The organism is Streptococcus sp. 27098_8_51 (assembly GCF_041432205.1).
GTDB lineage: Bacteria > Bacillota > Bacilli > Lactobacillales > Streptococcaceae > Streptococcus.
Window position 1 is genome coordinate 189,974 of sequence record NZ_JAPVZE010000001.1, and the last position, 22,942, is coordinate 212,915.

General features: G+C 41.2%; 17 protein-coding genes, 1 pseudogene and 1 other annotated feature. Of the genes and pseudogenes, 16 read left to right on the forward strand and 2 right to left on the reverse strand.

Going from position 1 to position 22,942, the window contains the following annotated elements; all coding sequences use genetic code 11:
• Nucleotides 1–82 precede the first annotated feature (82 nt).
• The 14 genes and pseudogenes from ftsW (at nucleotide 83) to O3622_RS01000 (ending at nucleotide 14,971) form a co-directional block, all read left to right on the forward strand.
• A complete protein-coding gene (gene ftsW, locus O3622_RS00935; RefSeq protein ID WP_371606900.1) occupies nucleotides 83–1,306 on the forward strand; it encodes a cell division peptidoglycan polymerase FtsW in 1,224 nt (407 codons plus the stop codon).
• 23 nt (nucleotides 1,307–1,329) lie between these two features.
• Nucleotides 1,330–4,026: a phosphoenolpyruvate carboxylase gene (gene ppc / locus O3622_RS00940; protein WP_084945239.1), complete on the forward strand. Its 2,697-nt coding sequence runs from the start codon at nucleotides 1,330–1,332 to the stop codon at nucleotides 4,024–4,026.
• Between the two features lie 96 nt (nucleotides 4,027–4,122).
• Nucleotides 4,123–4,338, forward strand: a binding site (T-box leader).
• Nucleotides 4,339–4,456: 118 nt separating this feature from the next.
• A complete protein-coding gene (gene trpX, locus O3622_RS00945) occupies nucleotides 4,457–5,452 on the forward strand; it encodes a tryptophan ABC transporter substrate-binding protein (RefSeq protein WP_000792183.1) in 996 nt (331 codons plus the stop codon).
• A gap of 65 nt (nucleotides 5,453–5,517) precedes the next feature.
• Nucleotides 5,518–6,384 (forward strand): ABC transporter permease, encoded by an 867-nt coding sequence (locus O3622_RS00950; protein ID WP_371606901.1) that lies wholly within the window; start codon nucleotides 5,518–5,520, stop codon nucleotides 6,382–6,384.
• Entirely contained in the window at nucleotides 6,381–7,139 is a 759-nt protein-coding gene (locus O3622_RS00955; RefSeq protein ID WP_070800363.1) for an ABC transporter ATP-binding protein, read from the forward strand. Before O3622_RS00950 ends, O3622_RS00955 begins: the two co-directional genes overlap by 4 nt.
• Nucleotides 7,140–7,335: 196 nt before the next feature.
• Nucleotides 7,336–9,096, forward strand: a complete 1,761-nt coding sequence (gene dnaG / locus O3622_RS00960; protein WP_042902351.1) for a DNA primase — start codon at nucleotides 7,336–7,338, stop codon at nucleotides 9,094–9,096.
• Nucleotides 9,097–9,098: 2 nt separating this feature from the next.
• Nucleotides 9,099–10,208 (forward strand): RNA polymerase sigma factor RpoD, encoded by a 1,110-nt coding sequence (gene rpoD, locus O3622_RS00965; protein WP_042902350.1) that lies wholly within the window; start codon nucleotides 9,099–9,101, stop codon nucleotides 10,206–10,208.
• Between the two features lie 14 nt (nucleotides 10,209–10,222).
• Nucleotides 10,223–10,552: a metal-sulfur cluster assembly factor gene (locus O3622_RS00970; protein ID WP_000331932.1), complete on the forward strand. Its 330-nt coding sequence runs from the start codon at nucleotides 10,223–10,225 to the stop codon at nucleotides 10,550–10,552.
• 113 nt (nucleotides 10,553–10,665) lie between these two features.
• Nucleotides 10,666–11,709, forward strand: coding sequence for a glycosyltransferase family 4 protein (locus tag O3622_RS00975; RefSeq protein WP_042902349.1), 1,044 nt, complete (start codon nucleotides 10,666–10,668; stop codon nucleotides 11,707–11,709).
• A gap of 8 nt (nucleotides 11,710–11,717) precedes the next feature.
• On the forward strand, nucleotides 11,718–13,043 hold the full coding sequence (locus O3622_RS00980) for a glycosyltransferase family 4 protein (RefSeq protein ID WP_001219461.1): 1,326 nt from the start codon (nucleotides 11,718–11,720) through the stop codon (nucleotides 13,041–13,043).
• Between the two features lie 32 nt (nucleotides 13,044–13,075).
• Nucleotides 13,076–13,251 (forward strand): annotated as a pseudogene (locus O3622_RS00985) (PspC domain-containing protein).
• Nucleotides 13,252–13,280: 29 nt separating this feature from the next.
• Nucleotides 13,281–13,415, forward strand: a complete 135-nt coding sequence (locus O3622_RS00990) for a DUF4044 domain-containing protein (protein WP_000863851.1) — start codon at nucleotides 13,281–13,283, stop codon at nucleotides 13,413–13,415.
• 71 nt (nucleotides 13,416–13,486) lie between these two features.
• The gene (gene obgE / locus O3622_RS00995) at nucleotides 13,487–14,797 is read left to right on the forward strand and encodes a GTPase ObgE (protein WP_000061637.1); all 1,311 of its coding nucleotides are present in this window, start codon (nucleotides 13,487–13,489) and stop codon (nucleotides 14,795–14,797) included.
• Between the two features lie 9 nt (nucleotides 14,798–14,806).
• Nucleotides 14,807–14,971 (forward strand): hypothetical protein, encoded by a 165-nt coding sequence (locus O3622_RS01000; protein WP_000502578.1) that lies wholly within the window; start codon nucleotides 14,807–14,809, stop codon nucleotides 14,969–14,971.
• Between the two features lie 35 nt (nucleotides 14,972–15,006).
• Here O3622_RS01000 and O3622_RS01005 read toward each other — a convergent pair whose 3' ends face one another.
• Nucleotides 15,007–15,477, reverse strand: a complete 471-nt coding sequence (locus tag O3622_RS01005) for an arginine repressor (protein ID WP_001043016.1) — start codon at nucleotides 15,475–15,477, stop codon at nucleotides 15,007–15,009.
• Between the two features lie 524 nt (nucleotides 15,478–16,001).
• The gene (locus tag O3622_RS01010; protein ID WP_371606902.1) at nucleotides 16,002–18,284 is read right to left on the reverse strand and encodes a Xaa-Pro dipeptidyl-peptidase; all 2,283 of its coding nucleotides are present in this window, start codon (nucleotides 18,282–18,284) and stop codon (nucleotides 16,002–16,004) included.
• A gap of 428 nt (nucleotides 18,285–18,712) precedes the next feature.
• On the opposite strand from O3622_RS01010, the gene O3622_RS01015 reads away from it, so the two are divergent.
• Together O3622_RS01015 and pfkA are read left to right on the forward strand one after the other, a co-directional pair.
• Nucleotides 18,713–21,814 carry a DNA polymerase III subunit alpha gene (locus O3622_RS01015; protein ID WP_371606903.1) on the forward strand — a complete coding sequence of 1,034 codons (3,102 nt, stop codon included), beginning with the start codon at nucleotides 18,713–18,715 and terminating at the stop codon, nucleotides 21,812–21,814.
• A gap of 81 nt (nucleotides 21,815–21,895) precedes the next feature.
• Complete coding sequence (pfkA, locus tag O3622_RS01020; RefSeq protein WP_000820882.1) at nucleotides 21,896–22,903, forward strand: 6-phosphofructokinase; 1,008 nt, start codon at nucleotides 21,896–21,898, stop codon at nucleotides 22,901–22,903.
• Nucleotides 22,904–22,942 lie beyond the last annotated feature (39 nt).

The following is a 22,942-nucleotide window of genomic DNA, read 5'->3' on the forward strand; positions in this document are numbered from 1 at the left end:
AAAGTGGTATAATAGCAATCAAAACTAGAAAATAAAACGGAATTGGGAACAGAAACGTCTGTTCCTATTAGAGTGGTGAAATATGAAAATTAGTAAAAGGCACCTACTAAACTATTCCATTTTGATTCCTTACTTCCTTTTATCGATTTTGGGTCTGATTGTGGTGTACTCGACAACGAGTGCAACCTTGATCGAAGAAGGGAAAAGTGCCTTTCAATTGGTGCGTAACCAGGGGATCTTTTGGATAGCTAGTTTGGTTCTGATTGCCTTAATCTATAAATTAAAATTAGGTTTCCTAAGAAATGGGCGTCTTATTTTTATCGTAATGATTGTGGAGATGGTTCTTTTAGCTCTGGCGCGACTGGTCGGAACACCTGTCAATGGAGCATACGGATGGATCTCTGTAGGACCTGTAACGATTCAGCCTGCGGAATACCTTAAGATTATCATCATCTGGTACCTGGCACATCGATTTTCAAAACAACAAGATGAGATTGCGGTTTATGACTTCCAGGTTTTGACACAGAATCAGTGGCTACCTCGAGCTTTTAATGACTGGCGTTTTGTTCTGCTGGTTCTGATTGGTAGCTTGGGAATTTTCCCAGACTTGGGTAATGCGACCATCTTGGTCTTGGTGGCGCTCATCATGTATACGGTTAGTGGGATTGCCTATCGTTGGTTCTCGACCATTCTAGCTCTCTTGGCAGGAAGTTCAATGTTAGTCTTGTCTGTCATTCGCTTTGTTGGGGTTGAAAAGTTCTCTCAAATTCCTGTATTTGGTTACGTTGCTAAACGTTTTAGTGCCTTCTTTAATCCCTTTAATGACTTGGCGGGTGCAGGACACCAGCTCGCAAATTCCTACTATGCCATGGTTAATGGTGGCTGGTTCGGACTGGGACTAGGGAATTCTATCGAGAAGCGTGGTTATCTGCCAGAAGCCCATACGGATTTCGTCTTTTCGATTGTCATCGAGGAGTTTGGATTCGTAGGAGCCAGTATGATTTTGGCTCTACTCTTCTTCTTGATTTTGCGAATCATCTTGGTTGGTATTCGAGCAAAGGACCCCTTTAACTCTATGGTTGCTATTGGTGTCGGAGGAATGATCCTTGTTCAGGTCTTTGTCAATATTGGTGGGATTTCAGGGTTGATTCCTTCTACAGGGGTAACCTTCCCCTTCCTTTCACAAGGTGGGAACAGTCTATTGGTATTATCCGTGGCCATCGCGCTTGTACTGAATATTGATGCCAGTGAAAAACGTGCCAAACTTATCAGAGAATACGAAAATCAAACCGATGAAAGTCTGTAAGGATTGAATGGAAAGGAAAGTATATGTCTCTTCAAAAATTAGAAAACTATAGTAATAAAGCAGTCGTCCAAGAGGAAGTCTTGATTCTGACTGAGCTATTAGAAGATATCACAAAAAATATGCTGGCGCCAGAAACCTTTGAAAAGATTATCCAGTTGAAGGAATTATCAACTAGCGAGAATTATCAAGGGCTCAATGACCTAGTGACCAGTCTTTCGAATGAAGAAATGATTTACATTTCACGCTATTTCTCTATCCTTCCACTTTTGATTAATATCTCTGAGGATGTGGATTTGGCCTATGAAATCAATCACCAAAACAATGTGGACCAAGACTATTTAGGAAAATTATCTACAACGATTAAGATGGTAGCTGAAAAAGAAAATGCAGCCGAAATTTTAGAAAAGTTAAATGTCGTTCCTGTCTTGACCGCCCATCCAACGCAAGTACAACGCAAGAGTATGCTGGATTTAACCAACCACATCCATACGCTCTTGCGCAAGTACCGTGATGTCAAACTCGGCTTGATTAATAAAGAAAAATGGCACACAGATCTCCGCCGTTACATTGAGATTATCATGCAAACGGACATGATTCGTGAGAAAAAATTGAAAGTAACGAACGAAATCACCAACGTGATGGAGTATTACCAAAGTTCTTTCCTGAATGCTGTTCCACGTTTGACGGCTGAGTATAAGAAACTAGCTAAAGAACAAGGTATCGAGCTTGAGCATCCAAAACCGATTACTATGGGGATGTGGATCGGAGGAGACCGTGATGGAAATCCTTTCGTAACTGCGGAAACCCTCAACAAATCAGCTTTGACTCAGTGTGAAGTCATCATGAACTACTATGATGAAAAGATTTATAATCTTTATCGTGAGTTTTCACTGTCAACCAGCATCGTGAATGTCAGCGACAAGGTCCGTGAGATGGCGCTGAAGTCACAAGATAACTCGATTTACCGTGAAAAAGAACTCTATCGTCGTGCTCTTTTTGACATCCAAGCTAAGATGCAGGCAACCAAGGCTTATCTCATTGAAGACAAGGACCTTCAGCCAAGATATGCCACTGCAGATGAATTTTATCAAGATTTGTTGGCCATTCGCGACTCTCTCCTTGAGAACAAAGGAGAATACCTGATTTCAGGAGAATTTGTCGAGTTGATGCAAGCTGTCGAAATTTTTGGTTTCTACCTTGCTTCTATTGATATGCGCCAGGATTCTAGTGTTCACGAAGCCTGTGTGGCTGAATTGCTTGCATCTGCTGGTATCAATAATCACTATAGCGATCTGTCTGAAGACGAAAAATGTGACCTCCTCTTAAAAGAGTTGGAAGAAGATCCTCGTATCCTCTCAGCGACTCATGCTGAAAAGTCAGAACTGCTTGAAAAAGAACTCTCTATCTTTAAAGCTGCGCGCAAGTTGAAGGATAAACTGGGTGAAAATGTTATTCGTCAAACCATCATTTCGCACGCAACCAGTGTATCCGATATGTTAGAGCTAGCCATTATGCTTAAGGAAGTCGGCTTGGTGGATGCCCAAAAAGCCCGCGTTCAGATTGTTCCTCTCTTTGAAACGATTGAAGATTTGGATCACTCAGAAGAAACCATGAGAAGATATTTCTCTCTTCCTTTGGCTAAAAAATGGATTGCTTCAAAAGACAACTACCAAGAAATCATGCTTGGCTACTCTGATAGTAACAAGGATGGTGGTTATCTATCATCATGTTGGACCCTCTATAAAGCGCAACAACAACTGACGGCTATTGGGGATGAATTTGGCGTTAAGGTTACTTTCTTCCATGGTCGTGGTGGTACTGTGGGTCGTGGTGGTGGACCAACTTATGAAGCTATCACATCTCAACCACTCAAGTCTATCAAGGACCGCATCCGTCTGACTGAGCAAGGAGAAGTCATTGGAAACAAATACGGTAACAAAGACGCTGCCTATTATAACCTTGAAATGCTGGTTTCTGCAGCCATTAACCGTATGATTACCAAGAAGAAGAGTGATACTAATACGTCGAATCGTTACGAAGCTATTATGGACCAAGTAGTAGACCGTAGTTATGATATCTACCGTGATTTGGTCTTTGGAAATGAACATTTCTATGACTATTTCTTTGAATCAAGTCCAATCAAGGCTATTTCAAGCTTCAATATCGGTTCGCGTCCAGCAGCTCGTAAGACCATCACTGAAATCGGCGGTTTGCGTGCTATTCCTTGGGTCTTCTCATGGTCACAAAGCCGTGTCATGTTCCCTGGCTGGTATGGTGTGGGATCCAGCTTTAAAGAGTTTATTGATCAAGATCCGAAGAATATCGAGTTCCTTCGAGACATGTACCAAAACTGGCCTTTCTTCCAATCTTTGCTTTCCAATGTAGACATGGTCTTGTCTAAGTCTAATATGAACATTGCTTTTGAATATGCCAAGCTCTGTGAAGACGAAGAAGTACAAGCTATCTACTACACTATTTTAGATGAATGGCAGTTGACTAAGGACGTTATTTTAGCTATCGAAGGCTATGACGAACTCTTGGCAGAAAACTCTTACCTAAAAGACAGTCTAAACTATCGTATGCCTTACTTTAATATCCTGAACTACATCCAGTTGGAGTTAATCAAACGTCAACGTCGCGGCGAATTGTCGGCTGACGAAGAAAAACTGATCCATACAACTATCAACGGAATTGCAACCGGTTTGCGTAATTCAGGCTGATATTCTACAAACTTCCTCTTTTTTCAAGGGGAAGTTTTTGAATTGTTTAAAAAATTCTAAAAATAAGCTTGACAAGTAGTTGAAAAATGATATAATTTAAACATTCAGAAAGTAATCATTGAAGTTTTTTAGAGAGTCTGTGGTTGGTGAAAGCAGATAGATGAAATTGATGAAATTGGGCTGAATGTACTTAAGAATTTGAAATCATAAAAATTCGGTGAGCACACCTTACAGTGCAACTCGTTATTGCGAGAAAGAGCGATAGGGGTATTCCCTATAATTGAGGTGGCACCGCGCATCGACGTCCTCACACAAGTTTTTTGTGTGAGGACTTTTTCTATGAGGAGGAAAGATATTGGAATTTAAACGATGGTATCGCTTGATGATGTGATTTAAAAAATTAAGGTAAAAGAATTAAGGAGAAATAAAAATGAAAAATAAACGTTTGATTGGAATTGTCGCTGGATTAGCAGTATTGGTAGTAGCTAGCTTGATTTATTCATCAATGAACAAGCCTGCAGCTAAGGAAGAGCAAAAGGTCGCTAAGGTTGGTGTCCTTCAATTTGTTAGTCATCCATCCTTGGACTTGATTTACCAAGGGATTCAAGATGGACTAGCTGAAGAAGGCTATAAGGACGACCAGGTAAAAATTGACTTTATGAACTCTGAAGGAGATCAGAGCAAGGTTGCAACCATGAGTAAACAATTGGTAGCAAATGGAAACGATGTAGTTGTTGGGATTGCAACACCAGCAGCTCAAGGACTTGCAAGTGCTACTAAAGATCTACCAGTTATCATGGCTGCTATTACAGACCCAATCGGTGCTAACTTGGTCAAAGATTTGAAAAAACCAGGTGGCAACATCACAGGGGTGTCAGACCACAACCCTGCTGAACAACAAGTAGAGTTGATTAAAACCCTCACACCAAATGTCAAAACAATCGGAGCTCTTTACTCAAGTAGCGAAGATAACTCAAAAACACAGGTAGAAGAATTCAAGGCTTATGCTGAAAAAGCAGGTTTGACAGTCGAAACATTTGCTGTTCCATCAACAAATGAAATTGCTTCAACAGTTAATGTCATGACAAGCAAGGTCGATGCGATTTGGGTTCCAATTGATAACACCATCGCATCAGCATTCTCAACAGTTGTTTCAAGTAACCAAACAGCTAAAAAGCCAATCTACCCAAGTGCCACTGCCATGGTAGAAGCAGGTGGATTAGCATCTGTAGTAGTTGACCAACACGATCTTGGAGTGGCTACTGGTAAAATGATTGCCAAAGTTTTGAAAGGTGAAAAACCAGCTGATACGCCAGTTAATGTCTTTTCAACTGGTAAGTCAGTGATTAACAAAAAACTAGCGCAGGAACTTGGTATCACCATTCCTGAGTCCGTTCTAAAAGAAGCAGGACAAGTGATTGAATAAAGATAAAGGAGGAGCTGGGCACATCTCCTCCCATTTTTACTAAAGAAAGAAATGAGTGAAAGATTATGATAGTATCCATTATTTCTCAGGGGATGGTCTGGGCGATTTTAGGTTTGGGAATCTTTATGACTTTTCGAATTTTGAATTTCCCTGATATGACTACTGAAGGTTCTTTTCCTCTTGGGGGAGCAGTAGCTGTAACCTTGATAACACAGGGAGTCAACCCATTTTTAGCAACCCTAGCCGCAGTAGGAGCGGGCTGTCTAGCTGGAATGGCGACAGGTCTCTTATATACCAAAGGAAAAATCCCAACCCTCTTATCAGGGATTCTGGTCATGACTTCCTGCCATTCCATCATGCTCATGATTATGGGGCGTGCCAATCTGGGGCTTCTTGGAACCAAGCAAATTCAGGATGTCTTGCCTTTTGATTCAGACCTTAACCAACTGCTGACTGGATTAATCTTTGTAGCTCTTGTTATTGGTCTCATGCTCTTTTTCCTAGATACCAAACTAGGTCAGGCCTACATCGCTACCGGTGACAATCCTGATATGGCACGTAGCTTTGGTATCAATACGGGACGTATGGAACTCATGGGTTTGGTTCTCTCAAATGGGATTATCGCGCTTGCAGGGGCATTAATTGCTCAACAAGAAGGATATGCAGACGTTTCTCGAGGAATTGGAGTGATTGTCGTAGGGCTTGCTAGCTTGATTATTGGTGAGGTATTGTTCAAGAGTTTGATCCTGGCAGAGCGACTCATGACCATTGTCGTGGGGTCTATTGCTTATCAGTTCCTCGTCTGGGGAGTGATTGCTCTTGGGTTTAATACAAGTTATCTTCGTTTGTACAGCGCCTTGATTTTGGCGGTTTGCCTCATGATTCCAACCTTTAAAAGCAAATACCTGAAAGGAGTCAAGTTTAGCAAATGACAGCAATTGTAGAATTAAAAAATGCTACCAAAGTCATCACGAATGGCTTTGACGAGGAAAAAATCATTCTGAATGATGTTTCTCTTGAAATTTTCGAACATGATTTCATTACCATCTTAGGGGGAAATGGAGCTGGGAAGTCAACGCTTTTTAACACGATTGCAGGTACCTTACCTTTAACAAGTGGAAGTATCCGTATCATGGGCGAGGACGTGACGCATTTTTCACCTGAAAAGCGGGCTACGTATTTGTCTCGTGTCTTTCAGGATCCTAAGATGGGTACGGCTCCCCGTATGACAGTGGCGGAAAATCTCTTGATTGCCAAGTTTCGTGGTGAGAAGAGAGGACTCCTTCCTAGGAGACTTTCAAGCCATAGGGAAGAGTTTCAGGCTACCATTGAAAAAGTGGGAAATGGTCTTGAAAAACACCTGGACACTCCTATTGAATTTCTATCAGGTGGTCAACGCCAGGCCTTGAGTCTCTTGATGGCAACCTTGAAGCGACCAGAGTTGCTCTTGTTGGATGAACACACAGCAGCTCTTGACCCAAAAACAAGTGTTGCCTTGATGGAGTTAACAGATGACTTTGTCAGCAAGGATCATCTAACAGCCTTGATGATTACCCACCATATGGAGGATGCACTGAAGTATGGAAATCGTCTGATAGTCATGAAGGAAGGTCGTATTATCCAAGACCTCAATAAAGAAGAAAAAGCTAAGATGAAAATCTCAGACTACTATCAATTATTTGAATAGGTGAGTTAAATAATCATCAAAAAATAGTGAAAATTAACTTAGAAACATGGAAGTGTTTCTGAGTTTTTTATCACCTCTTTCTATCTAGAAAAATAAGGCAAAGAGAATTACGGAAAGCGTATGAAATGGTTTACTTTTTTTCAGAAATGAGCTATACTAGTTTACGTGAAACTATGATAAGATGGAGGTATTGTGTATGGTTGACAAGCAAGTCATTGAAGAAATCAAAAACAATGCCAACATTGTGGAAGTCATAGGTGATGTGATTTCTTTACAAAAGGCTGGACGGAACTATTTAGGGCTCTGTCCTTTTCATGGTGAAAAGACCCCTTCTTTCAACGTTGTGGAAGACAAGCAGTTTTATCACTGTTTTGGCTGTGGTCGTTCAGGAGATGTCTTTAAGTTTATCGAAGAATACCAAGGTGTGTCCTTCATGGAAGCCGTTCAGCTCTTAGGAGAGCGCGTCGGTATTCAACTAGCTACGCCGGTACAGTCTCGTCCCCAACAAACTTCCCCTCATCAAGCTCTATACGATATGCATGAAGAAGCTGCCCGTTTTTACCATGCCATCCTCATGACGACAAAGATGGGAGAAGAAGCAAGGGCTTATCTCTACAAACGCGGATTGACAGATGATGTTCTGAAGCACTTCCAGATTGGACTAGCTCCAGCAGAGAGAACTTATCTCTATCAACGTTTGGCTGACAAGTTTGAGGAAAAGGATTTATTGGATTCGGGCTTGTTTTATCTGTCAGATGGTAATCAATTTTATGATACTTTCTTTGGACGGATCATCTTTCCTTTGACCAATGACAAGGGACAGGTCATTGCCTTTTCAGGTCGTATCTGGCAAGAAACGGATAGTCAGACTGCCAAATATAAAAATAGTCGCTCGACTGCAATTTTTAACAAGAGTTACGAATTGTATCATTTGGACAAGGCAAAAAAGGGAACAGGTAAGATTACAGAACTCTATCTGATGGAAGGCTTCATGGATGTGATCGCGGCCTACCGTGCTGGTATAGAAAATGCTGTAGCTTCCATGGGAACAGCCTTAAGCAAGGAGCATGTTGATCACCTCAAACGCTTTACCAAAAAGATAGTTCTCAGCTATGATGGTGACAAGGCAGGGCAGGCAGCAACAGCCAAGGCTCTAGAGGAGTTAAAAGACTTCTCAGTTGAGGTTGTCCGAGTACCTGATGCCATGGACCCAGATGAGTATTTGCAAAAGAATTCTGCTGAAGACCTGGCTTACCTTTTAACCAAGACTCGGATTAGTCCTATAGAGTTCTATATTCACCAGCTAAAGCCTGAAAATAGTGATAACTTACAGGCGCAAATCGAATTCATTGAAAAGATTGCGCCCCTAATCGCCAAAGAAAAGTCTATCACTGCCCAGAATTCTTATATCCACATTTTGGCGGATAATCTACCTTCTTTTGATTACCAACAGGTGGAGCAGATTGTAAATGAAAGTCGGATTGTCCAGAGGCAGGAAAGAGTCAAAGAGGAGCAACCTCCAGCAGCGATTACTTTACCTGTAACGCGGCAACTGACAGCAGTCATGAGAGCAGAGGCTCATCTCCTCTATAGGATGGCTGAGAACCCAGTTGTGTTAAATGACTACCGATTAAGAGAAGATTTTTTCTTTGATACCCCAGAATTTCAGATTCTTTACGAATTATTAAGTGAGCAGGGAGAAGTCGGCTCAGAGGAACTTTCTCATCAGACGCCTGAGGTTGAAAATGCTTGGTACCACGTGCTTAGTCTGGATTTGCCAGCTGAGATGTCGCCTCAAGAGCTAGCGGAAGTCGAAGCGACTCGAAACCGTGCCCTCCTCAGCAAGGACAATTTAAGAATTAAAAAGAAAGTGCAGGAAGCTAGTCATGTAGGAGATACAGACACAGCCTTGGAAGAATTGCAACGATTGATTTCCCAAAAGAGAAGAATGGAGTAATAATGGCAACAAAACAAAAAGAAGTAACCACATTTGATGTGCAAGTAGCAGACTTTATCCGTAACCACAAAAAAACAGGAACAGCAACAGATGACGAAATCAATTCAAGTCTGGTTATTCCTTTCACCCTCGATGCAGACGGCATTGAAGACCTTTTGCAACGGATTCAGGATGCTGGAATTTCTATCACAGATAATGAAGGAAATCCAAGTGCGCGTGTGCTTAGTGTAGAAGAAGAGTCAGAACTCAGTGATGAGGACTTGATTGGCTCAACTTCTGCCAAGGTTAATGACCCAGTCCGTATGTATTTGAAGGAAATCGGGGTGGTTCCTCTCTTGACTAACGAAGAGGAAAAAGAATTGGCCCTAGCAGTTGAGGCTGGTGATATTGAAGCCAAACAACGTCTTGCAGAAGCCAACCTTCGTTTGGTGGTTTCGATTGCTAAGCGCTACGTAGGGCGTGGTATGCAATTTCTTGACTTGATTCAAGAAGGAAACATGGGCTTGATGAAGGCTGTTGACAAGTTTGACTATTCAAAAGGATTTAAGTTTTCAACTTACGCAACTTGGTGGATTCGTCAGGCAATCACTCGTGCCATTGCTGACCAGGCCCGCACTATCCGTATCCCTGTCCACATGGTTGAAACCATTAACAAGCTTGTCCGTGAACAGCGTAATCTCCTTCAAGAATTGGGGCAAGATCCAACACCTGAACAAATCGCTGAGCGTATGGATATGACACCTGACAAGGTTCGTGAAATCTTGAAAATCGCCCAAGAACCAGTATCACTTGAAACACCGATCGGTGAAGAGGACGATAGTCATCTTGGGGACTTTATTGAAGACGAAGTGATTGAAAATCCAGTAGACTACACAACTCGAATCGTTTTGCGCGAGCAGTTGGATGAAGTCTTGGATACTCTTACAGATCGTGAAGAAAACGTTCTGCGCTTGCGCTTCGGTTTGGACGATGGGAAAATGCGTACTCTTGAAGATGTTGGGAAAGTCTTTAACGTGACTCGTGAGCGTATCCGTCAGATCGAGGCCAAGGCTTTGAGAAAATTGCGTCAACCAAGTCGCAGCAAACCGCTTCGTGATTTTATTGAAGACTAAGAGTGAGGAATAACATGGCTTATACAGAAGAGCAAATTGAAACGATCAAAACACGCATTTTAAATGCCTTGGAAGAAGTCATCGACCCTGAGTTGGGGATTGATATTGTCAACCTAGGTTTGATTTATGAAATTCGTTTTGATGGTGAAACAGGTCACACTGAAATTGATATGACCTTGACAACTATGGGCTGCCCACTGGCTGACCTTTTGACAGACCAGATACATGATGCGATGACAGAAGTGCCTGAGGTAACCAATACCGAAGTTAAATTGGTCTGGTATCCAGCTTGGACGGTTGAAAAAATGAGCCGATACGCGCGTATCGCCCTAGGAATTAAATAAAGACTAAGAAAAATGCGAGAGACGATTGGAAAATAGGATAATTTTATCCTTTTTCCAATCGTCTCTTCTTTCTTTTGCTGATTTTCTGGAAATAAAATGGTATAATGGAAGGTATGGAAAACGAAAAATTGCGTATTAATATGCTAAGCTCAAGTGAAAAAGTAGCTGGTCAAGGAGTGTCAGGAGCTTATCGAGAATTGGTTAGTCTCCTTCACCGCGAAGCCAAAGACCAGTTGATTGTTACAGAGAATCTTCCTGTAGAAGCGGATGTAACTCACTTTCATACCATTGATTTCCCCTACTATTTATCTACTTTCCAAAAGAAACGCTCTGGGAGAAAAATTGGCTATGTGCATTTTTTGCCTGATACGCTTGAGGGGAGTTTGAAGATTCCATTTTTCCTAAAAGGAATTGTCAAACGCTATGTTTTTTCCTTTTACAACCGAATGGAACACTTGGTGGTGGTCAATCCCATGTTTATCGAGGATTTAGTGGCTGCTGGTATTCCGCGTGAAAAAGTAACTTATATTCCAAATTTTGTAAACAAAGAAAAATGGCATCCATTACCAGCTGAACAAGTTGCTCAACTCCGGAAGGAAATGGATCTCGCGGAAGATCAGTTTGTCGTAATCGGTGCGGGTCAGGTTCAGAAACGTAAAGGAATTGATGATTTTATCCGTCTTGCTGAGGAATTGCCAGAAATTACCTTTATCTGGGCAGGTGGTTTTTCATTTGGTGGGATGACAGATGGTTATGAACGCTACAAGAAGATAATGGACAATCCACCCAAAAATCTTATTTTCCCTGGAATTGTGTCACCGGAACGGATGCGGGAACTTTACGCTATGGCGGATCTATTCTTGCTACCAAGTTACAATGAATTATTCCCTATGACTATCTTAGAGGCTGCTAGTTGCGAGGCTCCTATTATGTTAAGAGATTTGGATCTGTATAAGGTTATTCTTGATGGGAATTATCGTGCTACAAGTGATGTTTCCGAGATGAGAGAAGCAATCCTAGAATACAAGAATGACCCTGAAGCCTTAAAGGACTTGAAAGAAAAAGCTCGTGAGATTTCCAAAGAGTACTCTGAGGAGCATTTGTTGGAAATCTGGTTAAAATTTTATCGAGAACAGGCTGCTTTGGGCAAAAAGTGAGGTAATTTATGCGAATTGGTTTATTTACAGACACCTATTTCCCTCAAGTTTCCGGGGTTGCGACTAGTATACGGACCTTGAAAACTGAGCTTGAAAAGCAAGGACATGCAGTTTTTATCTTTACAACGACTGATAAAGACGTAAACCGATACGAAGATTGGCAAATTATTCGCATTCCGAGTGTCCCTTTCTTTGCGTTTAAGGATCGACGATTTGCCTACCGAGGTTTTACAAAGGCACTTGAAATTGCCAAGCAGTATCAACTCGATATTATTCATACCCAGACCGAATTTTCTCTTGGTTTGTTAGGGATTTGGATTGCTAGAGAATTGAAAATTCCAGTTATTCATACCTACCATACCCAGTATGAAGACTATGTGCATTACATTGCTAAGGGCATGCTAATTCGTCCGAGTATGGTAAAATATTTGGTGCGTGGCTTCCTTCATGATGTAGATGGCGTGATTTGCCCTAGTGAGATTGTTCGTGACCTTTTATCTAAATACAAAGTCAAGGTTGAAAAGCGGGTCATCCCAACTGGAATTGAGCTGGCTAAGTTTGAACGACCTGAGATCAAAGAGGAAAACTTGCAAGAACTTCGTTCGAAGTTAGGTATTCAGGAAGGCGAGAAAATGCTACTGAGCCTTTCTCGTATCTCCTTTGAAAAGAATATCCAAGCAGTCTTAGCTGCCTTTGCGCAGGTTTTGAAAGAAGAAGACAAGGTGAAGTTGGTTGTTGCTGGAGACGGACCTTATCTGGACAGTCTGAAAGAACAAGCAGGGAAATTAAACATACAAAAACATGTGATTTTTACAGGTATGATTGCTCCAAGTGAGACAGCCTTGTACTATAAAGCAGCTGATTTCTTTATTTCAGCCTCTACGAGTGAGACTCAGGGTTTAACCTATCTAGAAAGTCTAGCCAGTGGAACGCCTGTTATTGCTCATGGCAATCCCTATCTTGAAAATCTGATCAATGATAAAATGTTTGGGACCCTCTACTATGGAGAACGAGAGCTTGCAGGAGCTATCCTTGAAGCTTTGATCGCTACTCCTGATATGTCTGAACAAAAGTTAGCGGATAAGTTGTACGAGATTTCGGCTGAAAATTTTGGGAAACGAGTTCATGAGTTTTACCTTGATGCCATTATCTCAAATAACTTTGAACATGAGCTACATGATGGACAACCTGTCACTCAACGCTTCTTAAAAACGATTCTCTATCTACCTCAACAGGCTGTTACAAGCCCAGTAAAAGAATCCAAGCGTATTTTAAGAGCGTCTCGAAAACAATTGTCTAGCATCAGAGATTATTGGAGAGACGAATTCAAATAATAGAATAAGAGGAAGAAAAAATGAAAAAATTAATGAGAAGCGGAAAAGATCAAAAATTGGTGGAGTATGCGCAGGAGTTGCTCATTATTTTGATATTGATCCAACAATTGTTCGTGTCATTTGGGCTGTTCTTGCATTTTGTTATGGGACAGGAGTCCTTGCTTATATCATTTTATGGTTGATTGCACCAGTTTCAACAGAATATTAAATTAAAATTATATAGAAAAAGGAGAAGTTATGGCTTTTGGAGATAACGGAAAACGTAAAAAAACTTTGTTTGAAAAGGTGACACTTGTTGTCGTGCTCATCATGTTGTTTGTAACCCTTGCTGGTATCTTTGCAACTGCGCTTGGAGCTTTTAGTAGATTCTAAGCAAGCTACGAGGATAGAAACAATAACTAATGACTGGGTTCTCCCCAGCCTTTTTAAAGTGAGAAGAAAATATGAGTATGTTTTTAGATACAGCCAAGATTAAGGTCAAGGCTGGTAATGGTGGCGATGGCATGGTTGCCTTTCGCCGTGAAAAATATGTCCCTAATGGCGGTCCTTGGGGTGGTGATGGTGGACGTGGAGGTAACGTTGTTTTCGTGGTAGACGAAGGTTTGCGTACCTTGATGGATTTCCGCTATAACCGTCATTTCAAGGCTGATTCCGGTGAAAAAGGAATGACAAAAGGAATGCACGGTCGTGGTGCAGAAGACCTTCGTGTTCGTGTGCCACAGGGAACTACTGTACGTGATGCAGAAACTGGCAAAGTCATTACAGACTTGATTGAACATGGTCAGGAATTTATCGTGGCTCATGGCGGTCGAGGTGGTCGTGGAAATATCCGTTTTGCCACTCCAAAAAATCCTGCACCTGAAATCTCTGAGAATGGAGAACCAGGTCAAGAACGTGAGTTGCAACTGGAATTGAAGATTCTAGCGGATGTCGGCTTGGTCGGTTTCCCATCTGTCGGAAAGTCAACTTTGCTTAGTGTCATCACTTCAGCTAAACCTAAAATCGGTGCTTACCACTTTACGACGATTGTCCCTAATTTGGGTATGGTTCGTACACAGTCAGGTGAATCTTTTGCAGTAGCAGACCTTCCAGGTTTGATTGAAGGGGCTAGTCAAGGTGTTGGTCTTGGAACCCAGTTTCTACGTCATATTGAACGCACTCGAGTTATCCTCCATGTCATCGATATGTCAGCTAGTGAAGGACGTGATCCTTATGAGGACTACCTTGCTATCAATAAGGAATTGGAATCCTATAACCTTCGTCTCATGGAACGTCCACAGATTATCGTGGCCAACAAGATGGATATGCCTGAAAGTCAGGAAAATCTGAAAACTTTCAAGGAAAAGTTGGCAGCAAACTACGACGAGTTTGAGGAACTTCCAGCCATCTTCCCAATTTCTGGATTGACCAAGCAAGGCTTGGCGACTCTTTTAGACGCGACAGCTGAATTGTTAGACAAGACTCCAGAATTCCCGATTTATGATGAATCCGATATGGAAGAAGAGGCTTACTATGGCTTTGACGAGGAAGAAAAAGCCTTTGAGATTAGTCGTGATGATGATGCGACATGGGTACTTTCTGGTGAAAAACTCATGAAACTCTTTAACATGACCAACTTTGACCGTGACGAATCGGTCATGAAGTTTGCTCGTCAGCTTCGTGGTATGGGGGTTGACGAAGCCCTTCGTGCACGTGGCGCCAAAGATGGCGATTTGGTCCGGATTGGTAAATTTGAATTTGAATTTGTAGACTAGGAGATTGATATGGGAGATAAACCGATATCATTCCGAGATGCAGATGGAAATTTTGTTTCTGCAGCAGATGTATGGAATGAAAAGAAACTAGAAGAATTGTTTAATCGTCTCAATCCAAAACGTGCTCTTCGATTGGCACGTACAAAGAAAGAAGAAACACAGTCAAAGAAATAAAAAATTCCCGTGATCTTTTAATCACGGGATTTGTTTTATTCACTAAAGAAAAATGGCGGCGCATATTTTTTAAGACTCTCAAAACAAGCCTGCGCTTTTGCAGCATCTTCACAGATAATCATGCAGACGTCATCTCCACAAAGGGTTGCAACGATATCTGGAAAGGCCAAGGAATCAATTACAGATCCAAATGATTGGGCTAAACCGGGTAAAGTTTTCAAAATAACTTGGTGTTGCACCGGACGCAACATAACAAGAGCATCTTCCATATAGTTTTCAAGACGTTTTTCCCATTTGGAGATAGAGCCTGTATTTAGCACATAGTAAGAATTATCCTCTTCGCGCACTTTTGAAAGGTTCATGGTTTTGATATCGCGTGATAAGGTAGCCTGAGTAACTTGGATATCATTTTCCGCTAATAAGGCTTGTAATTCAGCTTGTGTATGGATTTTGTTTTTTGAAACGAGGGCGCGGATAAGTTGGTGTCTGTGTTCTGATTTGTTCATAAAGTAAGTACTCCTTTTACAAGGTACAGTAGCGTGGACTGAACGATAACGTCAGTCGGGTGGTAGGCGGTATTGTCACGTATGATGATTTCGCAGTCAGTAGGATAAAGAACTAGATGGAGAGATTCTCCTTCTTTTAACTTTGTCACTAGTTGCGTGCAGATAAACTGGGTAGCAATCCGTTCATCTACATTGATGTTCTTTAATGACAGTGAATCATTCAATTTGGGTAGCTTTTTGTCACGGCGTTTTGTGAATTCACTCTAAATGTTAATTCACAGAGATTTCCAACATGTGGTCTAGTAGCGTATATGATAAATGGTTACACATGTTGGTTAGAGGGGGGAGTATCTTCTGCCCAAGTTCCATCTAGAGGTTTCTAAATAACTCTTATTTGAACTGGTTTTGATACGAAGTTTATGTTTGATTCGACTGTTCAAGTGGAAACCCTTGGTTATAAGAAGTTCAATGGTCAATTTGATTGACTTTTCCTTTGAATACTTCCACATTGAAAGTCTGGTACATTATACCTTTTGACAAGGTAGGATAAGACTAGACTGTGCTAAATCAACAGTCAACTGATAGTCTGTATTATCTCGAATTGTAATCTCAAAGTCTGTTGTGTAGAGAACCAAACGGAGAGTATCTCCTTCTTTAAGTTTGTAGATAGTTGGTTGAAGCTCTAGCTTGAAGTCCATCCATTCATTTGGTTGGATTTCTTCAATCGTCAAGAGATTGGTTCGATTTTGAAGATTAAGGTAACCTTTGGTGATGACACGTTGGGCACTTGGATTGAATGGCAGTTCGCAGAGATTTTCAAGCATGTGGTAGCGACCGTTGTCAATGGTTCTAGCACTTAAAACCGCTGGATAAGGCTGTAGATATTTCTTTTGTCCAAGTTCTAACAGTTGGGCTGATAATAAGCCCTTGTTTGTACTCGATTTGACACGAAGTTTCAACTCCACTCGCCCATTTAAGTGAATGTCTTGACTTACTGGAAGGTCAATGGTGATCTGATTGGCTTTACCTTGGTAAAGTTCAGTGTTAAAGGTCTGGTAAGTCTTGCCATAACGATCAAAATCTTTTTGATCATAATGGTTTTGAATCACTTTTTCATCATTACCAAGAGAGAAGGTATGCAGTTCATCTTGCTTGCCAAAGTCATCAAGACTCTGCCATGTTTGCGGTTCGGTATTGTCCTGCCAGATAACAGTCGGAAGTTGATAGCCTGAGTCAAGTCCTAACAATTTCTTACTTAACAAGGCATTCATGGACTCTCGGAAGTCAATCGACTGCCAGTTGTTCATATAAACATGAGCACCATGATGAAAAAAGAGGTGCTTATTTATATGGCTAGGAAGGGCATGAAACATCTGGTAAACATGAAGAGGTTTGACGTTCCAATCCTGGGAACCATGCGTAAAGACGATCTCGGCTTGAACCTTGTGAGCATTGATCAGATAGTTGCGGTCATGCCAAAACTGATTGTAGTCACCAGTCTTGCGATCGAGTTTCTCTTTAACCTTTTCTAAGTCTGCTTGATGAGCTTCATTGCCACGAATATAGTCACCGGCTTGGAGGTTGCGAGAGTAGGTCAATTCAGCAAGTGAGTCAAAATCCTCACCTGGATAGCCCCCTGGGCTGGTCACTAGACCATTTTCCCGATAGTAGTTGTACCAAGAGGAAATACCTGCTTCAGCGATGATGACTTCTAAGCCATCAACACCAGTGGTGGCGAGACCATTGGACATGGTACCTAGATAGGAAATACCTGTTGTTGCGACTTTGCCGTTTGACCAGTCAGCCTTGACTTGGTGCTTGCGCGTGTGGTCCGTGAAAGCACGGCAACGACCATTGAGCCAATCAATGACATTTTTATAGGCCTCAATCTGCTGGTAGTCCCCATTGGTCATGAGCCCTTGGGAATCCCTGGTCCCAACACCCGATACATAGAGATTGGCAAATCCACGTGGGAGGAAGTAGTCATTTAGAGTATATGAGCTATTGATATGAGATAGCTTTTCTTCAGCTTCTGTGACAACTTCTGCTTGACCATGAGGTTCGACTAAATTCAGCTTAGGTTCTTCAAGTTCAATGGTGTGGGGCGGTTTGACCTCAAGCTCTCCCTCCATTTTATAGAGAGCCTTGTCACTGGCTTTGTCGTTGGTCCCTTGGTGGTAAGGGCTGGCAGTCATGACTGAAGGAATCTGTCCATCATAACGCGGGCGAATAATGCTGACCTTGACTAAGTCAGGGAGTCCGTCTTTATCAGTATCCACACGGCTCTCGACATATACGACTTCACGAATGACATTGTGAGTAGAGAAGGTTGCCAAGCTCTTACCATTAAAGTAGTGGTAGTGATTGTCTTCTGAAATGAGTCCATCACTAACAAGCTGATCGATGAGCGTATTTCCTTTTTTCGTTCGCGTATTGAGTAACTGATAAAGATTTTCAATGAGATCTCCATAAACAATAGGAAAACCAATTTCTTTACGAAACTGTTCGGAATCTTCAAAGTCAACAAGATAGCTAAATCCTAAAAGTTGAAAAACTACTGTGTAGAAAATCTCCGCAGTTAACTCACGGTCTGACTGGAAAAAGGTTACTAAATCTGTTTCTTTATCCGCAGCCAAAGTCGACAAAGAATAATCCGTGTTAGAATAAGTGAAAAAACTCCAACGAATGAAGTCTTCAAACTGTCTTTTTAAGGACAGTTGGGGTGACAGCTTTAGACCAAGACCTTCTAATTCCTCAAATCGTTGAGAACTAGTGGTTGGTTGGTAGCTGAATTGATTAAAACGCATGTTTCTCTCCTTTGAAAACAACTAAATTTATTATATCAAAAAAGAGGGAAAAATGGAATAAATAAACTTAAATGAAATAAATTTCTTAAACCAGCATATCAATTTGGTAAGTTATTATAAAATGCTGAATAAATACCATAGAAGTAAGCCTTTTTCTAGAGATTTTTATATGTAAAATTGCATATAGCTCCTATCTTTATTATACTTCGTTTGGTATAAATATATCTAAATTTACATCTAAAACTATCATATAATATTAATTTTTTATTTATTTTCTTCCTTTTAATAGAGAATGAATAGAGAAGAATTTAACACTAAGAAGAGAAGAAGTTTGTAACTGATGATATTGAAAAGAAAGTGCAGAGTTGCTTCAATATCCAGCTTAAAATGGTATAATAGTAGTAGAACGAAAGCAAGGAGGAGAAGAAATGATTGTACAGCTCGACACCAAGACTGTTTATAGTTTTATGGAAAGTGTGGTTTCGATTGAAAAATATGTACAAACGGCTAAAGAGTATGGCTATTCTCACCTTGCTATCATGGATGTGGATAATCTCTATGGGGCTTATCATTTTTTAGAGGTGACTCGAAAATATGGAATCCAACCTTTAATTGGTCTTGAAATGACCTTGATCAAAGATAAGGAGAATATTTCTCTTCGTTTTCTAGCCCTATCCACTAAAGGCTATCAAGAGTTGATGAAGTTATCCACTTTAAAAATGACTGGACGGAAAAATTGGTCTGACTTCACCTCCCACCTCGAAGATGTGGCCATTGTTGTTCCCTATTTTAATGGGGTCGAACAGTTGGATTTGGGGGTTGATTATTTTATCGGTGTTAGTCCAGATACTCCTCAAGAAGTCTTTACTAGCCCCATTCTTCCACTCTATCAGGTCAACTCTTTTGAAAAAGAAGATATTCAAGTTTTACAAATCTTGTCAGCAGTCAAGGACAATGTCAGTCTGAGAGAAGTGGATCTGCATTCACAACAAGGGATTTTTTTACCTGCCTCAGACTTGGAAGCACGGTTTAAAAATCGCTTCCCTCAGGCGCTTGCCAATCTCCAAGGTCTGATAGAGAATGTAAGCTATCAAATCGACCCAAGTTTAAAACTCCCTCGCTTTAATCCTGAAAGACCAGCGGTCGAAGAACTTAGAGAGAGAGCTGAGCAAGGCTTGAGTGACAAGAGGCTAACCTCAGCTATCTATCATGAGCGACTGAATGAGGAATTAGCTGTGATTCATGATATGGGCTTTGACGATTATTTCCTTGTAGTTTGGGATTTGCTCCGTTTTGGACGTTCCCAAGGCTACTATATGGGAATGGGGCGTGGTTCTGCTGTGGGTAGTCTAGTAGCTTACTCACTTGATATCACTGGGATTGACCCGGTTGAGAAGAATCTGATTTTTGAGCGCTTTTTAAATCGTGAGCGCTATACCATGCCCGATATCGATATCGACATTCCTGACCTCTATAGACCAGAGTTCATTCGCTATGTTCGTGATCGCTATGGCAGTCAACATGTGGCACAGATTGTCACTTATTCGACCTTTGGAGCAAAACAGGCAATTCGTGATGTTTTCAAACGTTATGGTGTCCCTGAGTACGAATTAACAAATATTACGAAAAAAATCAGTTTCCGAGATACGCTAACGACAGCCTATGAAAAGAATTTACAGTTTAGGCAGATCATCAATAGTAAGATTGAATATCAAAAAGCTTTTGAGATTGCTCGAAAGATTGAAGGGTATCCTCGTCAGACCTCTATCCATGCAGCTGGGGTCGTTATGAGTGACCAAGACTTGACGGACTACATTCCTCTAAAATATGGTGAGGATATGCTCATCACTCAGTATGATGCTCATGGTGTTGAAGCCAATGGACTTCTAAAAATGGATTTCCTCGGTTTACGTAACCTGACTTTTGTCCAAAAAATGCAGGAATTGCTTGCGGAGTCAGAGGGTGTTCATCTAAAAATCGAAGATATTGATTTGGAAGACAAAGAAACTCTGGCCCTCTTTGCTGCTGGAAATACCAAGGGGATTTTCCAATTTGAACAACCTGGCGCCATTCGGCTCTTGAAACGAGTTCAGCCGCAAGTCTTTGAAGAGGTAGTAGCAACGACATCCCTCAATAGACCGGGGGCAAGTGATTATATTGATAATTTTGTCGCTCGTAAGCATGGTAAAGAAAAGGTGACGGTGTTAGACCCTGCCTTAGAAGACATCCTTTCATCAACCTACGGTATTATGCTCTATCAAGAGCAGGTTATGCAGGTAGCTCAACGCTTTGGAGGATTCAGTCTTGGTAAAGCCGACATTCTCAGACGTGCCATGGGTAAGAAAAATGCCAAAGAGATGCATCTGATGAAGGAAGATTTTATCACAGGAGCTATGAAATTGGGGCATACAGAAGAAAAGGCCAACCAAGTTTTTGCAGTGATGGAAAAGTTTGCAGGCTATGGATTTAACCGATCCCACGCTTATGCCTACTCAGCACTGGCATTCCAACTAGCCTATTTCAAGACACACTATCCTGCTATTTTCTTTCAAGTTATGTTGAACTATTCTAGCAGTGATTACATTGTAGATGCATTGCAGATGGGCTTTGAAGTAGCTCCCTTAGCAATCAACAGCATTCCCTATCATGATAAAATTGCTAAGAAGAAAATCTATCTTGGTCTAAAAGCCATTAAGGGAATGCCAAGAGATTTGTCTTACTGGATTATTGAAAATCGTCCTTTCTCAAGCATTGAAGATTTTGTCACACGTCTTCCCAAGAATTACAAGAAATTGTCGCTTTTGACGCCTTTGGTTGAACTAGGACTTTTTGATGAATTTGACAAGAATCGCCAGAAAATCTTAGTGAACCTACCAAACTTATTTGTCTTTGTTGAGGAGTTAGGTGGACTCTTTGCGGATACAAATTATAGTTGGACTGAAGCTGATGATTTTACTGAGGCAGAGAAATTTTACAAAGAGCAGGAACTGATTGGGGTAGGTATCAGTCCCCATCCTCTCCAAACTCTTGCCAAACAAGCCCTATATCCGACCACTCCAATCACTAATCTAACCGAGGGAGCTCAAGCCACTCTCCTAGTTGAAGTGCAAAAGATTAAAGTGATTCGAACCAAGAAAGGCGAGAGTATGGCTTTTCTACAGGTTCATGATAGTAAGTCTCGGATGGATGTAACTGTATTTTCAGACCAATATAGAAAATTTGCTTCCAATTTATCCGAAGGGAAATTTTACTACATCAATGGCAAAGTTCAATCTCGAGATGGTCGTCTGCAAATGATTGCACAAGATTTGAAAGAAGCAGTGGCGGAACGATTCTGGATTCAAGTTAAAAATCATGAATACGATAAAGAGATTTCAAATATCCTAGAACAATACAAAGGCCCAATCCCTGTCATTATCAGGTATGAAGAGGAAGGAAAAACGGTTGTTTCTACACAACATTTTGTAAGAAAAGATTCTGCTCTAGAGGAAAAATTAGAGGGAATTGCTATGAAAACGATTTATCGCTAAAAATACGGAAAATAGAAGAATTTTCGATTTAAATGTGGTATAATCAGTAGGAATGTTAAAAGAAAAAGGAGCATAAACCAAATGAAACGTATTGCTGTTTTGACCAGTGGTGGAGACGCCCCTGGTATGAATGCTGCCATCCGTGCAGTAGTTCGCCAAGCAATCTCAGAAGGAATGGAAGTTTTTGGTATCTATGATGGATACGCAGGTATGGTTGCCGGTGAAATTTATCCGCTTGATGCTGCTTCAGTAGGAGACATCATTTCTCGTGGTGGTACTTTCCTTCATTCTGCTCGTTATCCTGAGTTTGCACAACTTGAAGGCCAACTTAAAGGGATTGAGCAATTGAAAAAACACGGTATCGAAGGAGTCGTAGTTATCGGTGGTGATGGTTCTTATCATGGAGCTATGCGCTTGACTGAGCATGGATTCCCTGCTATTGGACTTCCAGGTACAATCGATAACGATATCGTAGGTACTGACTTTACAATCGGATTTGATACTGCAGTTACGACTGCAATGGATGCGATTGATAAGATTCGTGATACATCATCAAGTCACCGTCGTACTTTCGTTGTTGAAGTAATGGGACGTAACGCTGGTGATATCGCTCTTTGGGCTGGTATCGCAACTGGTGCTGATGAAATTATCATTCCTGAAGAAGGCTTCAAGATGGAAGATATCGTAGCTAGTATCAAAGCTGGTTATGAGCACGGTAAAAAACACAACATTATCGTTTTGGCAGAAGGTGTTATGTCAGCAGCTGAATTTGGTCAAAAACTAAAAGAAGCAGGAGACACTAGTGACCTTCGTGTAACAGAACTTGGTCACATCCAACGTGGTGGATCACCAACTGCGCGTGACCGTGTATTGGCATCACGCATGGGGGCACACGCTGTTAAACTCCTTAAACAAGGAATCGGTGGTGTCGCTGTTGGTATCCGTAACGAAAAAATGGTTGAAAATCCAATTCTTGGTACAGCAGAAGAAGGAGCTTTGTTTAGCTTAACTGCAGAAGGTAAGATTATTGTTAACAACCCTCATAAAGCTGATCTTGAACTTTCTGCTTTGAACAAGAGCTTGTCCTAATCAACTTTCATTAATTTGGTAACATGACCATAAAAGGTC

Bases quoted from the DNA above. Each gene is read 5' to 3' on its own strand.
- O3622_RS01000 (WP_000502578.1), top strand. From the start codon at position 14,807: ATGGGAGATAAACCGATATCATTCCGAGATGCAGATGGAAATTTTGTT.
- obgE (WP_000061637.1), top strand. From the start codon at position 13,487: ATGAGTATGTTTTTAGATACAGCCAAGATTAAGGTCAAGGCTGGTAAT.
- O3622_RS00990 (WP_000863851.1), top strand. From the start codon at position 13,281: ATGGCTTTTGGAGATAACGGAAAACGTAAAAAAACTTTGTTTGAAAAG.
- O3622_RS00975 (WP_042902349.1), top strand. From the start codon at position 10,666: ATGGAAAACGAAAAATTGCGTATTAATATGCTAAGCTCAAGTGAAAAA.
- pfkA (WP_000820882.1), top strand. From the start codon at position 21,896: ATGAAACGTATTGCTGTTTTGACCAGTGGTGGAGACGCCCCTGGTATG.
- trpX (WP_000792183.1), top strand. From the start codon at position 4,457: ATGAAAAATAAACGTTTGATTGGAATTGTCGCTGGATTAGCAGTATTG.
- O3622_RS01010 (WP_371606902.1), bottom strand. From the start codon at position 18,284: ATGCGTTTTAATCAATTCAGCTACCAACCAACCACTAGTTCTCAACGA.
- ftsW (WP_371606900.1), top strand. From the start codon at position 83: ATGAAAATTAGTAAAAGGCACCTACTAAACTATTCCATTTTGATTCCT.
- O3622_RS01005 (WP_001043016.1), bottom strand. From the start codon at position 15,477: ATGAACAAATCAGAACACAGACACCAACTTATCCGCGCCCTCGTTTCA.
- dnaG (WP_042902351.1), top strand. From the start codon at position 7,336: ATGGTTGACAAGCAAGTCATTGAAGAAATCAAAAACAATGCCAACATT.
- O3622_RS00970 (WP_000331932.1), top strand. From the start codon at position 10,223: ATGGCTTATACAGAAGAGCAAATTGAAACGATCAAAACACGCATTTTA.
- rpoD (WP_042902350.1), top strand. From the start codon at position 9,099: ATGGCAACAAAACAAAAAGAAGTAACCACATTTGATGTGCAAGTAGCA.
- O3622_RS00955 (WP_070800363.1), top strand. From the start codon at position 6,381: ATGACAGCAATTGTAGAATTAAAAAATGCTACCAAAGTCATCACGAAT.
- O3622_RS01015 (WP_371606903.1), top strand. From the start codon at position 18,713: ATGATTGTACAGCTCGACACCAAGACTGTTTATAGTTTTATGGAAAGT.
- O3622_RS00950 (WP_371606901.1), top strand. From the start codon at position 5,518: ATGATAGTATCCATTATTTCTCAGGGGATGGTCTGGGCGATTTTAGGT.
- O3622_RS00980 (WP_001219461.1), top strand. From the start codon at position 11,718: ATGCGAATTGGTTTATTTACAGACACCTATTTCCCTCAAGTTTCCGGG.
- ppc (WP_084945239.1), top strand. From the start codon at position 1,330: ATGTCTCTTCAAAAATTAGAAAACTATAGTAATAAAGCAGTCGTCCAA.